The sequence below is a fragment of the Halolamina pelagica genome (genome assembly GCF_001307315.1).
GTDB classification, from domain to species: domain Archaea; phylum Halobacteriota; class Halobacteria; order Halobacteriales; family Haloferacaceae; genus Halolamina; species Halolamina pelagica_B.
Genome location: NZ_LGUC01000002.1, coordinates 325,912 through 338,773 on the forward strand (window position 1 = coordinate 325,912; position 12,862 = coordinate 338,773).

12 protein-coding genes and 2 pseudogenes are annotated in these 12,862 nt (G+C 63.7%); 9 read left to right on the forward strand and 5 right to left on the reverse strand.

What is annotated here, in order from left to right; genetic code table 11:
• The first annotated feature begins 18 nt into the window (after positions 1–18).
• Entirely contained in the window at positions 19–2,928 is a 2,910-nt protein-coding gene (locus SY89_RS15335; RefSeq protein WP_144427297.1) for a hypothetical protein, read from the forward strand.
• The gene (locus tag SY89_RS15340) at positions 2,822–3,301 is read left to right on the forward strand and encodes a hypothetical protein (RefSeq protein WP_054585013.1); all 480 of its coding nucleotides are present in this window, start codon (positions 2,822–2,824) and stop codon (positions 3,299–3,301) included. The genes SY89_RS15335 and SY89_RS15340 overlap by 107 nt, the downstream gene beginning before the upstream one ends.
• Before the next feature lie 49 nt (positions 3,302–3,350).
• Here SY89_RS15340 and SY89_RS15345 read toward each other — a convergent pair whose 3' ends face one another.
• The 3 genes from SY89_RS15345 to SY89_RS17510 form a co-directional block, all read right to left on the reverse strand.
• Positions 3,351–4,001 (reverse strand): vWA domain-containing protein, encoded by a 651-nt coding sequence (locus SY89_RS15345; RefSeq protein ID WP_054585014.1) that lies wholly within the window; start codon positions 3,999–4,001, stop codon positions 3,351–3,353.
• A gap of 258 nt (positions 4,002–4,259) precedes the next feature.
• Positions 4,260–4,541, reverse strand: coding sequence for a hypothetical protein (locus SY89_RS15350; protein WP_054584742.1), 282 nt, complete (start codon positions 4,539–4,541; stop codon positions 4,260–4,262).
• Between the two features lie 117 nt (positions 4,542–4,658).
• Complete coding sequence (locus SY89_RS17510; RefSeq protein ID WP_189319196.1) at positions 4,659–4,820, reverse strand: hypothetical protein; 162 nt, start codon at positions 4,818–4,820, stop codon at positions 4,659–4,661.
• 284 nt (positions 4,821–5,104) lie between these two features.
• On the opposite strand from SY89_RS17510, the gene SY89_RS15355 reads away from it, so the two are divergent.
• From SY89_RS15355 to SY89_RS15365, 3 genes are all read left to right on the forward strand, one after another.
• Positions 5,105–5,509 (forward strand): hypothetical protein, encoded by a 405-nt coding sequence (locus SY89_RS15355; protein WP_144427254.1) that lies wholly within the window; start codon positions 5,105–5,107, stop codon positions 5,507–5,509.
• Positions 5,510–5,840: 331 nt separating this feature from the next.
• Positions 5,841–6,788, forward strand: coding sequence for a hypothetical protein (locus SY89_RS15360; RefSeq protein WP_144427298.1), 948 nt, complete (start codon positions 5,841–5,843; stop codon positions 6,786–6,788).
• Between the two features lie 30 nt (positions 6,789–6,818).
• Positions 6,819–7,841, forward strand: coding sequence for a hypothetical protein (locus SY89_RS15365; RefSeq protein WP_054585016.1), 1,023 nt, complete (start codon positions 6,819–6,821; stop codon positions 7,839–7,841).
• A 9-nt stretch (positions 7,842–7,850) separates the two neighbouring features.
• Here the strand turns inward: SY89_RS15365 and SY89_RS15370 are convergent, their stop codons facing one another.
• Positions 7,851–9,320: a hypothetical protein gene (locus tag SY89_RS15370; protein WP_054584747.1), complete on the reverse strand. Its 1,470-nt coding sequence runs from the start codon at positions 9,318–9,320 to the stop codon at positions 7,851–7,853.
• A 387-nt stretch (positions 9,321–9,707) separates the two neighbouring features.
• Here SY89_RS15370 and SY89_RS16875 point away from each other — a divergent pair, with 387 nt between their 5' ends.
• The 4 genes and pseudogenes from SY89_RS16875 (at position 9,708) to SY89_RS19190 (ending at position 12,367) form a co-directional block, all read left to right on the forward strand.
• Entirely contained in the window at positions 9,708–10,478 is a 771-nt protein-coding gene (locus SY89_RS16875) for a metallophosphoesterase family protein (protein ID WP_144427299.1), read from the forward strand.
• Between the two features lie 3 nt (positions 10,479–10,481).
• Positions 10,482–11,183, forward strand: a pseudogene (locus tag SY89_RS18870) (metallophosphoesterase family protein); the annotation flags it as partial.
• A 199-nt stretch (positions 11,184–11,382) separates the two neighbouring features.
• Complete coding sequence (locus SY89_RS18875; RefSeq protein ID WP_239685712.1) at positions 11,383–12,183, forward strand: hypothetical protein; 801 nt, start codon at positions 11,383–11,385, stop codon at positions 12,181–12,183.
• A gap of 58 nt (positions 12,184–12,241) precedes the next feature.
• Positions 12,242–12,367 carry a hypothetical protein gene (locus SY89_RS19190; RefSeq protein WP_275575429.1) on the forward strand — a complete coding sequence of 42 codons (126 nt, stop codon included), beginning with the start codon at positions 12,242–12,244 and terminating at the stop codon, positions 12,365–12,367.
• A 70-nt stretch (positions 12,368–12,437) separates the two neighbouring features.
• On the opposite strand, the pseudogene SY89_RS15395 reads toward SY89_RS19190, so the two are convergent.
• A pseudogene (locus SY89_RS15395) lies at positions 12,438–12,862 on the reverse strand (DUF1684 domain-containing protein); the annotation flags it as partial.

The following is a 12,862-nucleotide window of genomic DNA, read 5'->3' on the forward strand; positions in this document are numbered from 1 at the left end:
CGACACACGACACCCGAGGTGGCGGCACAGATGGTGAACGACGCCGATCCGGACGTGGAAACGGTGGTGGAGTCGCTCCGGGGCGGGGTCGGCCCCGCGAGGAGTATCGGCCAGCTCGAAGAGTGGCGTCTCACGACCGACGCAGCCACCGAGTACATCCAAGACGACCCGACGCCGTTTGTCGAGATCGCCGACGACATCGTCGCGGCGGCCTACCGCGAAGCCCATCGAGAACCCGCTCGTGTGGAAGAGACGACAGGCAAGGAGCAGCTATCCGTCGAAATCCGGGACAACCTCACGGCGCTGCTCCAGCAGCTCAGCTACAAGGTGCCGGGGGAGCTCGTCGAACATCGTCGCCGGCTGGTCGAAATCGGGCTCCGGGCGGACAACCAGTCCCAGCGGTGGAACAACCAACACCTGTTCACGAACCTCGCCGCGCACGATGACGAGGTCGGGACTCAGCTGTTCGACTCCCTGCTCTCGACGTTCACCGACACCGAGGCAGGGGATCGCCGGCCGGTCGCCGGCTACTACGTGCGGTGTCTCGCCAGTGATCACGAGACGATCGCCGAACGGGGGCTCCCCGAGGTTCGAGAACTCCTGCGAGAGAGCCCGGCCCCGGTGCGTACGGAGGCCGTCAAGTTCGTCAGGAACCTGGTCAACGTGGGGTTCTTGAGCGACGAAACGCCCTCCGAGGCGGCGCTCGACGCGACTGCCGACGTGCGGCCGTTGCTCGACGCCGAGGAGAGCGAGGTGGCGGAGGCGGCCGTCGAAGCAGTGTTCGAGATCTCTGAGTACGCGCCCGAACGGCTTCGCGACGAGGTCGAACAGCTGGCCGGGTTCATCGGTCACGAGCAGGTCTCCTACTCAGCTGCGACCACCATCGAACGTGTCATCGACGCGGAACCGGGGGCTGCCGAGGACCTGCCGGAGTCGATCGTGTCGCCGTTCCCCGACGGTGCGCCGACGGCGCAGGAGCACAGTTTACTCGTCCTCGCTGCGGTGGTCGAAACCGGGCTTGACGGGGACGGGGCGTCCGCACTCGTCAACGAGGTACTTCCGGACGTGATCGAGTCGCTGGACGGCGGTTCCGGCGACGTGGCCTCGGAGGCGTCCGAACTGCTCGCGGCGGTGGCAGCGACGGACCCGGACGTACTCGTCCCGTCGGCGGCCGATATCGTCGCCGGGCTCTCGACCGAACGGGCACAACTCTACACGCGGCGGACCTTGGAACGCCTGTTGGCGCACGACCCGGCGACCTTCGAGACGGTCATCCCGGAGTGCCGACGGCTGCTCGAAGCCGATTGGACCAATCAGTCGACCAAAGGGTCGGTCGCCGAACTGCTCAGCAACGTTGCGGATCAGTCTCCCGACAGGCTGGTCGCTCACACGGACGTCCTGGAGACGGCGCTCGATCAGGGCGACGACGCTTCGAACTACGCCTGTACCGCGTTGGGCGAGATAAGCAGGCAACACCCCGAGGCCGTCGTGGAGCACGCACCCGCCCTCCTCGATGTCGTCGACGAGGAGAACGCGAGCGGACGGTACATGGCCGCGACGGCGCTCGAAAACGTCGCCGAGGTGGAACCGGACGCCGTTGCGGACGGCGCCGACAGCCTCCTCGAGATGTCGTTCACCGCTTCCGAAAGCATCGACTCGACGAACGCACGCAGCGCCTGTATGACCGTGCTCGAAGAACGGCCGGACGTGGCCGAGGACCTCCGCCCGGAGATCCGGGCGGCGCTCGACAGCGACGATCTGGAGACACGGGTTCGGGCGATACAGTTCACTTCGTCCGCCGTGCTTCGCGACGCGGAGCCGTTCTACGAACTCCGCCCCCGCATCGAGGAAGCGCTGGCGGCGGACGACGACCGCCTCACTGAGAGTGCGGCGGAGTGTATGAGCCAGTTCGCCGACAACAGGCCGGACTCCGTGGTCGACGCCGTTCCGACGCTGGGGGAGACGCTCCGGGAGGGGACCGCAGACATCCGGAAGGAGGCCGCGAGCGCACTGTGGCACGTCGCGACCGACCATCCCGAACCGGTTGCCGGCGTCGTCGACGACCTCGTCGTCGCCTTCCGGGACTCGTCGGACTACACCAAGGACTCGATCTGTCGCGTGCTGAGCGAAGTCGCCGGGGAGATTGACGCCGTGCCCGAGGGCCTGTTCGTCGAGTTGGTCGAGTTCGATCTGGCGTACAGCGGGAGCCTCTCCACGTCGAACGCCGTCGAGGCCATCGGCGAACTCTCGGCGTCGCTAGAGGAGTTGGATCAGGCGGTGCGGACGGAGCTGCTACAGGCACTCCGGGATGGGTCGACCGATCGGCAGAAGAACGCGGCGGCAATCGCCAGGGTGCTGACGGGGCAGTCCGCGAAGAACTCGATGTTGAGCGACAACGTCGTCCACGAATCTCCGCCCGCGGGGACCGAGGAGCTGCTTCCGGCGCTCACTGACGCCTTCGACGCGGACGACGAAGACGTTCGCAAACACGCGATGTGGGCCGTCTGCGGGCTCTCGCGGACCCGGCCTGCGACGGTCCTTCCGACGGTCGAAGAGATCGATTCGTTACTCGATCTGGAGTCGGAGGCGAAGGGGCAGGCGATGTTCCCCGCCGCGGAGGCGCTGTACCACCTCGCCGGCCACGACGCCGAAGCGCTCGTCACCGACGAGACGGGGCTCGTCGGCCACCTGGTCTGGCTCGGAGCCACGCTAGACCGGCAGTCGTTCGACGAGTCCCCGGCGAGTGACTGTCTCGGCTACACGGTCTACACGACACACGGGGCGAAAGCGCTGGGCCGGGTCGCACAGGCAGCCCCCGATCGTGTCGCAGCCGAACTCGTCGACGACGAGGAGGAGTCACTCGTGGATCTGTACGAGCGCGCCCACGAAGACGTCCAGGAGCACCTCTTGGGGTACTCAAGGAAGTGAGCCCGGGCGTCCCCAAATATTCGGCGAGGGGAACGAGGAGCTGGCAGCACTGTTCGACAGCGCCCCCGAGGCTCGCGAGGATGTCGCGGAGATATACTGCATCCTGGCCGAGTCCAATCCCGACCAGCTCGTCGAGAGCGTCCCCGAACTCACGACGGCACTCGAAGCGCGTCCCGGGACACAGACCGAAGCGAACCTCGTCACGGCCATCGCCACCATCGCCGACAGCGAACCGGTCGACCTCAGGGCCTACCGGGACACCTTCGTGGACCTGTTCGCGGAGGGATCGCTCGACCTATCGGGGGAGGTCATGCTCGTGGACCTGCTGACACGGATCCCGTCGACAGTGGATATCGAGTTGCGGCCGGAGTGACCACCCGGATTGCTACCGAGCGGCCGGAAACTGCCCGGGGTGGCGAAACTCACCCCATCGATCCGGAGCAGTCGAGGTTGAGCGCGTAGTCGACCTCCTTGATCGACGCGCCGACGGAGCGTTTGTGCCCCTCGACTTTCACCACCTTGCCGTTCTTGCGCGATTTGACCGCGGCGCGCTCGTCTTTCAGGACGAGTTTCAACAGCAGCCGTTTGAACGTGCTGAACACCTCGTCGATGTCCGACGCCGAGATGTACAGGCCGTAGTCGTCCCGACACAGCTCCTGCATCTGCGTTTCCGACGCCTCGCCGACGCCGGCGATGATGAAGTAGCAGTTGTTCGACGGGAAGAACTCGAGGTCCCGGATCAGCTTCCGGACGTCGCCGACCCCGCGGGTGCTGTTGTTCTCCTTCCCGTCGGTGAACGTCAGGACGGCCATCGGGATACCGTGACGGTCGGCGTCGTAGTGGGCCTTCGCCAGCGAGCCGATGGAGTGGTACACCGAGTCGTACAGGGCCGTCTGCCCCCCGGCCGACAGCTTGCGGATGTCGGACTTCAGGCTGCTCGAAGACGGCCGGAGCGTGCCGAGCGAGCACGACGAGTCGAAGCTGTTGACCACCCCGTAGTGGCGACCGTCACAGTGGATCTCGTCCACGAACCCCTTCGCCCGCCGCTTCATCGTGGTGATCTTCTTCGTCATGGCGTAGTTCCTCGTCAGAGCGGTACCACGGTGGACCTGACTGAGAACGGGAATCTGCGAAGTCTTTATAAGTGATTTGCGGCGGCCGGAGGGGCCTGTTTCGAGGTACCGTGGGACCACCGATTCCTCCGGAACGGAGATTCAGTTGGATGTCGACCACGTATGTCGTCGTCAACGTCGATCGCGCTCCCCGAAGGTGTGCAGACGGGCGCGCCAGCCCGATCGGGATGGGGACGTGCTGGACCCAGCTGGCTCCGCTCACTTCGACGTGTCTCCCCCAGTGGACTCGGAGCTCGCAACGTCCCAGACCACCTCGACGGTGTGCCTGCCGAACCCCGTGAAGACGCGACGGTCCTTCTCGAACCGGTCTTCGCTCAGTTGCGTGACCATCTCGCCCTCCTTGACGAGACAGTTCCCCGAATCCGGGAGGAAAATGACGCCGGTCTCCCCGTCACCAAAGATCACCGCTCCGTGCCCAGTTTCCTCGACCAACTCGAGCGGTTGCCCATCCAGCAGAACGGTCGTGTCGTCTGACATCATACGTGTGACTTCGTAACTCGAACGCTCAGGAGTATTCGGTAATTCACTGTCCGTGGTCGCTTTTCGGAGCAGCCATCTGATCCGGCATCGCGTACCGAAATCGTACTCCCAACTACGTTATCGGCGACGGATCCGCCGGATCAGGACTTTCCGCTTGACCTTGACGGGCGACTTGATCACTTTGAGTCGGACGATACGACCGTTGCGCCGGTAGACCTTGACCCGGACCGTGTGGCCTTTGTAGCGAACCTTCCGGACACGGACGCTCTTGCGTGCCATATCTACAGCGATACGCCGGGGGTACTCGGCAAGTCCCCTGACCGGTGTTCTGGATTAGCTTTATGAGTGATGAACCGAGGGTGGTGAATCTCACAAATCGATAGGACCCGTCAGGAGTCGGTGTGATCGACACCATGCCTGCTCGAATCTGCCTCAGAACGTCGGGACTAGAACGGTGGCTCACGCTGATCTTCCCCTGTTCACAGTGGATAGTACAAACGGAGCAACGCATCGTTCGGCCAGGTATGGATCGAGCAGAACGGTTCGTGACCGTTTGCCGGCTGATGAACAAGGTGCTGGAACAACGGGGTAACACGCCGGGTGAGATCAGGATAACCGAGGACGAGATAGATCAACTGGTGCTGGCACTCGAGTATTTTCGGGACGCGATGGACCCCAGCTCAGGGGACATTCTGACTCGAACGGAGTTCCGCTGTCCGGAGTGTGGCACCAAGAATGAGTTCCGAGCGCAGGACGGCCAGGTTTCCCTGGTAGAGAACCACCCGGAGGTCGGTGTCGAGGTGGTGAAAGTCCACGGCATCGCCCAGTGTAGTGAGTGCAAGCGCCAACTGAAGTTGACGCAGTTCGAACCGGTGCAGTTGGCGGGCTTCGACGAGGCCGCTTGGAACGCTCTGTACGAACAGGAGTACAAAGCACGCGCGGTCGTGACGAAACTGCAGTCGGAGTGACCGAGTCGCTCAAGTCCCGCACGTCGACGCTGCGTCCGCGACAGTCTACGAGGGGCCTCGACGCTCCCCGGCGCGACGTCGGCTTGGTCATGTGGTCGATCGGCTTCCCCATTAGATATATGAGGGCTGCTACCGATCCTGCGAGTATCTTGTCTCGCCAAAACGATATAAAAAGATTACCCCAATCGATGCGTCACCATCAGGGCAAGCCACCCCTGGCGCGTAGGGGTCGGATGTCGAGCGGTGCAACGTTTCCCGACAGACGCGAACCACCCGAGAACCGAACCGTGCTCTCCCGACACATCCCATGAGCCAGCCACAGACAGGTCCGATGTCGCTCGCAGCGTACTGGTCTCGAATCAGCCAAGTGTTCGCCGTCCAGCACTCAACCTACCGGAGGCCGGTGCTCGAAACGGTCCTGCAGGCCGATTCGGACGTCTATACGTTTACCGGGCTGAAGGAGGCAGTCAACGAGTATCTCGAAGCGAACGAACTCGACGACGCTGACAACGAGTGGTCGAACGCGACGCTGACGGACATCCTGCCGTATCTCGAGGATATCGGCGTGATTCAGCGGATCCCAAAAGTCGAGAAGGACTCCGACTACGCGACGTATCGGATCGGCGCGGTCTGTGACTGGCTTCAGCAACAGGATCTCGATGCGGGCTCACCCCAGAGTCTCCCCAGCGGTAAAGCCGCCTGCATGGTCGACTACGTCGGCGGCGTGCTCAGTAGACTCGACGCCGGCGAACACACCGCGGAGCGCGTGGAAGGGTATCCCGAAGAGAAGATCTCGGTGGTTCCCACCGAGGCGTCGATGTCCACTGTCGCCCAGCAGGCAGGCATGTTTCGGGATCCGAACGTCGAGATCGGGATCGGCAACCTGAGTTCGCTCCGCGGCACAAGCTACGAGGACCTGCTAGCGTCGTTGGAGCTCGGCACCGATCTACCGGCCGCCGACGGGGGGTGGCAGACTGCCGACGGCGTTCACGATTTCGCCGTCGCAGGCGTCATCACCGGTCTCGTCGGCTGCGACGACGAGCGGCGACTCTCACGACAGATACGGTCCTACCTGGGGCTGATCCACGCTGGCGCGTGGAAGCTCAACGCTGCCGCCGACGACGGGTCAGAGCACGGACGGGTCGTGACAGGCGGTGACACGGTGCGGGAGCTTCTCGGCAAGGACGGACAGAACGCCTCACTGAAACGAACCGGGTTCGACGTGCAGGTCGCCGACGGGCAGGTACTGTTCGGTTCGTACACGCGACGACGCCCCTGACCACACCGCGAGACAGACACACGACCAACAATGAACGACAACAGGCACACCGACGGTAGCGGGACAGAACCAATCAAAAACGCGCGGAGTAGCAAAGAATCAGTCGAAGACGGATGGAAGAGCGAACTCGTCGACGGCGGCGTCGACGAAGCGCGAGCAGAGGACATCGTCTCGATGCTCCAGTCCTCGACGGAACTCGTTCTCGGAAGTCCGAGCGAGGACGAGGTTGACGAGGCGCTTCGGACCGCGATCGAAGAGACGGATCTCGAGCAGTACGGTGCCGAGCAACCCCGGCGACTGACCAGCGCGCTCCTCAGAGTCCTCGACGAGTGGCAGGACGGAACTCGGGCCCCACCAGTCGCTGCGGCACCCAGAACGGCGCCGACTGCCTGGGACGATCGAACCAACGGCGAACCCCAGCGCACAGGCGGGACAGCCCATGCAACCGGTGCCGACGAGACGACTCACGAGGACGGCGCGGCCGAAACGCCGGACGACCCCGACGCTGAAGAGTCAGTTACGACGGTTCAGGGCGATCCAATCTCGCCGGACCCCGACCTGGAGCCACAGGCAGATCCGGGTCAAGAAGGTATCGCTGGGGGAGCAGGGCCGATCAACGACGAGCAAGGCGTCGTCGAAGACGCAGTGGACGCTACGCGGGACGCCGGGGCACAGGCTTCGGCGGCTGATGACTCCAGTGCAGCCACGGACACTCCGTCAACGGAGACGGCGCAACCCGAAGGTCAGGCTGACCAGTCTGGCGGGACGGGAGCTGACGACTCGACGGCGGCCGACCGCCACCAGCAGATAGACCTCGCGAAAACGATCGCACACATCCAGTTCGATCGGAACGAGGACGTCATCAACTCCTGGACGGAGCAGCCAGCCGAGTTGGTCGAAGACGAGATAACTTCCTTCGCGGTGAGTGCCGTCAATGTGTATCGGGATATGGTGAAAAACACCCTGTTCCCCGAGATGAGCGATTCCGAGCAGGAACTCCTCTACGAGAAGCTCGTCGAAGACCGCATCCGGGAGCAGTGGAACAGCGAGTAGGCGAAGCAGCTACAGCTCGCCATACTCGCCCGACTGGACCCACTCGAGCGCTTCCCCGAGTTCGTTTTCCTCGAACGCCATCTGTCGAAGCGCATCCTGTCGACTCTGGTTCCAGGCTTGCCACGACAGATCGCCGTTCTGCTCGTAATCGAAGAACGTCCCGATGTCGCCGGGCGTCGTCGCCCCCGTGCGGGCCAGTTCGAACGGGTTCTCTCCGCGGACGTGGTACCGGGCGTAATGGAACGGCTGCTCGTCGACGATCCGGCCGTTCTCCTCGTCTGTGAGTTCCAGTCGCGCGGGCGTGTTCGTCTTCCCGATCATCTCGATGTCCCACTCTTCCCCGTTTCTCGATAGCGTGCTGTTCGTGAACAACTCCTGGAGGAAGAGCCGGTAGCGGATGTGTTCGATGGAGAACGACGTGTCCGGGCGGTAGCTGTACCACGTTCGAACGAGTTTGGTCTCGGATAGCCGGATCGATTCGTGAGTCGTGTAGAAGCCACGGTTCCACGGGTTCTCGACCGCGTCCCGTCGCTGCCGCGCAGTCAGTTCGCTGGCGTCGTCGTACGTGCCACCGCCCGCCCTCGTCTCCCAGTAGCTCCCATCGGTCCGGATATCGTCGACGTCCATCCCGGTCGCGATATCGTGGAGTAGGTGACAGACCCACTTGTCCGGATGCATCGTCGCCTCCCGGGGAACGTTCAGCGCGTCGAGGGCACGGGGCCGGCCGACTTCGTCTTCGAGCCAGTCGATGGTCCGGAGGATCTGGGTGTTCCGGCCGACCGCACTGTAGTCGTCAGGGGCGATATACCACTCGGAGAGCGCACGGACCGTCTCGTTGAGGACATCTTTATCAGTCTCTTTCAGCCTCTCCCGTTCAGCCGGAGAGACAGAGACGACCGAACAGAGTTCGTCGAACGGCGAGCCCGCCTCGATCAACTCCGACAGCACCCGTCGTTCTTCCAGAAACGCCGGGAACTCGTGGTACATCGTCGGAAGAGCCCGAGAGAACACTCGGTCCCCCTTCAGGACTGCCGGGATCTGTGAGAACGGGAACATGTAGCCGAACGCAGCTACTTCCGGATGGTTGAGCGTCATGAAGTGACCGTTCGGCGAGTCGCTCGACCCGTACTCGTGGAACTTCAGTACGTACCGCATCAGGATCGACCGGAGGAGCTGATACCCTGTCGAGGACTCCTGGACGAACTCGTTGTCGTCGATGATGCTGGTGTCCGGATTGATGAACCGACGTTGGACCGCACTCGCGGAGGGGTATCGGATCGACCGCTGGGCGTCGCCGATCTGCGTCGTGAGGAGTTTGCGGAGCCGCTCGTCTTTCTCTATGGTCTCTTTGTCGATGTAGTTCCCCGTGTGTGACCCGAACAGGTGGAAGTCCGGCCGCCCACTCGGCTCGAACACGTACCGTGGGTTGAACCCGCCTTCGGTTTTCGTCGTCGACCCCTCGACGACCACCTGCAGCACTGGCTCGTACCCTTCGACCCCGCTGGGGTGGGCTCTATCACCGGTCGGGTCCCCTCGTGGCCCATCCGCTTGTTCTCGATAATGTCGACGACATCGGCACCCATGGATACACAAACGGTCTCACACGAATCCGCATAAACGTGACCCCGGGGCGCGTCGGGGTCGTATACGAGGAGCTGCGTTACCGATGGCTCTAGGAAGCTGGCGGCCAAACCGCTCGCCACTGAATGGCCATGACGAACGTCACGCCTGGGGAGCGAGCGACGGGCGGATGAGGCTTCTCGTCCTGGGGGACCCACACCTCACGGCGTCGACCGTCCCAGAAGTCACCGTGGCGTCGACGGAGATCGACGTCGTGATCGTCGTCGGCGATCTGCTCGATCAGCGATGTCACTCCCCGAGATCGGGGTGGAACTGCTGGAAGACCTCGTCCGGTCGGTCGCCCCCGTCGGCTACGTTCCCGGCAACCACGACTACCCGTATCGCGATCTGCTCACCGGCGTCGACGGCGTAACTGATCTCACGGCTACCGACGTACGGGATGGGGTTCGGTTCGTCGGCCTGGGGTGTGACCGCTTCGATGCTGGTACGGAGATCAGGTATCTTGACAGTCCGTTCCAGGGTGATGCCGAGCAGGTCGACGAGTGGCTGGACGCCTACCGAGCACAGGCGTTCCAGTCGTCTCCGGTGACGGGGCCCGATCCGTCGGCAGTACCAGCCGACGGAATCGAGCGGTACCGGCATCGATTGCGACACCTCCGGGATGGGTTTGCGAACACCGCCGAAGCCGGGGTGCTCGTCTCACACGTGCCGCCGTTCGACACGCAACTAGACGTGATTCGGGCGGAGCGCTCACCACTACAAGGTCACCACTGGGGCTCGCTCGCAGTTCGCCACGCACTCCGGGAGTACTCGCCTGCTCTCTGTCTCTGCGGACATATCCACGGGGCGGCAGGCGTCGTCGACGTTGACGGGACGCGGTGTGTCAACCCTGGCTACCGGTGTGCGAAAACTGTCACAATCGATGGCGACAGCGTGGAAACCGAGGATGCCCCATCGAGTACGGAGGGCAAAGCGTCTGACGGCCCTCCCACGACCCACAGTGAGACAGCAACCCACACAACCGCTACTAACTTCTATCTGGGTTCAAATCTGTAACCGATGCGACTTCTCGTCTACACCGATCTCCACCTCAAACCGGCGGGGAGTGGCTACGACATCGACGCGATGCAGGTCCCCGATGGCATCGACGCCGTACTGGTCGTCGGTGACCTGACTCATCGTGCAAATCCGGCCGATATCGAACTCGCCCGGGAGTTCGTCGAGCGGTTCGGCACCGACACGCCGGTGATCTACGTACCCGGAAATCACGATCACGCGCCGATGCCATCGAACGTGGTCGAACCGTTCAGGGCGTCGTGGTCGGGCCACCGATTCGTCCGTGATTTCGGCGACCTCACGATCGTCGGCCAGGGGTGTGAACAGCGATCGCTTTCGCCGGCGATCGATCAGTGTGCGTTCCCGGCGCTGGACCCCCGCGACGCCCGACAGGGTAACCGCCGATATCTCGCGGACCAGGTCGCGAACGACCTCGAAACGGCCTGTCTCGACGTTGTCCGCGGGACGGAAACGCCGAGGGAAGCAGCCCGTTCACTCGGCATCGACGACGCCGAACTCCCGGAGTTCACGCGCGGCGTCGAGCGCGTCGAAACCGAGTACGAACAGCTTGCGGAACTGCTCGAACCGCAGACGAACGTCCTCCTCGCCACCCACGTCCCGCCGTTCAACACGGCATTCGATCGCCACCACGCCGTCGGGACACGAGAGGCGGATCGAGAGTTCCTCCACTTCGGATCGATCGCGACCAAACTCGCCATCCGGGAACACGACGTGTTTGCCGCACTCAGCGGCCATTCACACACGCACGGCTACGAACCAGCGGACGGGTCGGACGGCCACACGTACTGTCTCAACCTCGGCTATCGGGGTATCGGTACGGTGACGCTCGACGCCGAGGCCCGTTCGTTCGGGTTCACGCAAGCCTCCACGGGGATGTCTAATCATGCCGGACGGGCCGCTCGAAGACGCCCCGCTCCTGGTCTCCATGACGGTCACCGAACTCTTCCTCGCGGCGACCGGGAGAAACGAGCGACTGGCCGACTTCGCGACTGTCGTCGCGGAGGCGGCGGATGGCATCGAACTGTTCGTCGAGCCCACGGAGGCCTACATGAGTTCGACCCAGGCCGCCGTCGGGTACGCTTCGTCGTTCGGGCTGCCGATCCGAACGATCCACACGCCCCGCTGGGGGTTCACGAGCAGGGGCTCGACGGGAACTGGAACGTCGAGTGGAACTCAAGGAGGTCCTCCTCAACGAACAGGACGGCACGCGGCAGCGGACCAATCCTACCCGGGGCAGCCGGAGATCAATCGCGTTCCGAAGATGGAGCCAGCAGTCGCAACCACACACCCGCCCCGCTTTCCAACGGACGCCGAGACGCGACTCGCTGAGGCACGGCGCGATCTGGTGGAGACGTTCCGGGCAACCATCGAACACATCAGGAGCGACCGGTTCCTTGAGGCGCCGCTGGATCTCCCGACGATCGCCGTCGAAAACGTCTGTCCCCGTCCGGGGTTCGACTACTTGCTGACCAGTCCAGCAGACATCGATCAGCTTCGGGCGGTCGCGGCGAGCCAAGGGGGAGTCTCCTCGCGTTTACCGGTGACGTTGGCCACACAGCGACGCCGACGGCGATGTTGGAGGCGATGGAGACGCCAGCCAACATCCATCTCCATGGCGTTAGCGACGCCAGTCCTGACGCCATCGTCGATCGGCTCCCGGGGGACGTCTCGGCCTCCGCACTGACAACCGAACCGCGTGCCGGGACGGTCCAACATCTGCCGCCGAACGCGTTCCCGGACGGATGACAGCGCTCAACTGGCTCGCGAACACCGAGCACCGATGCCCGCTGACGATCGAACTGCAGCGAGCTTGCAAAACGCCCGCTGTCGCCCGTGAACTGTTCGAGTGGTTCGAAGCTGTCGAGTGATGTGGGCCGTCGCTCGCTCGTCGCGGAGACAACGGGTCTATCTGCTGCCCAGCAGACAACAATCGCCTAGTTACAGCTCGAAGTCCTTTTCGCCGGCTTCGATCCGCACCTCGAACCAGTTCTCCGTCGGCGGAAGCGGGCACTCGTACCGGTCCGAGTAGGACAGGTCGGGTTGTACGCCTCGTTGAAATCGAGGATCCACGCTCCCGCGTCGGTCCGGTGGTGGTCGGGTTCGAGATCGATGTACCGGCCCGCACCGTAGGTTTCCTCGCCGCTGGTCGCGTCCCGGAACGGCACCCAGAGCCGATCCTCCTCGGGGTCGCCCTTGTAGGCCGTCACCGTGATCGACTCACCGCCGATCTCGACGGTGAACTCCCCCACGCGAGGTACTCCTGTTCGCCGTCCGTGCTGGTTCCGACGACGACGACCTCGGGCTCGTCGTACACGTCGAGGGCCACCTCGAACCGGTAGTCGGGGTCGACCGGGTAGTAGTTC

What these genes read in the sequence shown, in the direction of transcription:
- SY89_RS15345 (WP_054585014.1), bottom strand. Translation starts at nt 4,001, where the DNA reads ATGACGAAGAAGATCACCACGATGAAGCGGCGGGCGAAGGGGTTCGTG.
- SY89_RS15350 (WP_054584742.1), bottom strand. Translation starts at nt 4,541, where the DNA reads ATGATGTCAGACGACACGACCGTTCTGCTGGATGGGCAACCGCTCGAG.
- SY89_RS17510 (WP_189319196.1), bottom strand. Translation starts at nt 4,820, where the DNA reads ATGGCACGCAAGAGCGTCCGTGTCCGGAAGGTTCGCTACAAAGGCCAC.
- SY89_RS15355 (WP_144427254.1), top strand. Translation starts at nt 5,105, where the DNA reads ATGAACAAGGTGCTGGAACAACGGGGTAACACGCCGGGTGAGATCAGG.
- SY89_RS15360 (WP_144427298.1), top strand. Translation starts at nt 5,841, where the DNA reads ATGTCGCTCGCAGCGTACTGGTCTCGAATCAGCCAAGTGTTCGCCGTC.
- SY89_RS15365 (WP_054585016.1), top strand. Translation starts at nt 6,819, where the DNA reads ATGAACGACAACAGGCACACCGACGGTAGCGGGACAGAACCAATCAAA.
- SY89_RS16875 (WP_144427299.1), top strand. Translation starts at nt 9,708, where the DNA reads ATGTCACTCCCCGAGATCGGGGTGGAACTGCTGGAAGACCTCGTCCGG.
- SY89_RS18875 (WP_239685712.1), top strand. Translation starts at nt 11,383, where the DNA reads ATGCCGGACGGGCCGCTCGAAGACGCCCCGCTCCTGGTCTCCATGACG.
- SY89_RS19190 (WP_275575429.1), top strand. Translation starts at nt 12,242, where the DNA reads ATGACAGCGCTCAACTGGCTCGCGAACACCGAGCACCGATGCCCGCTG.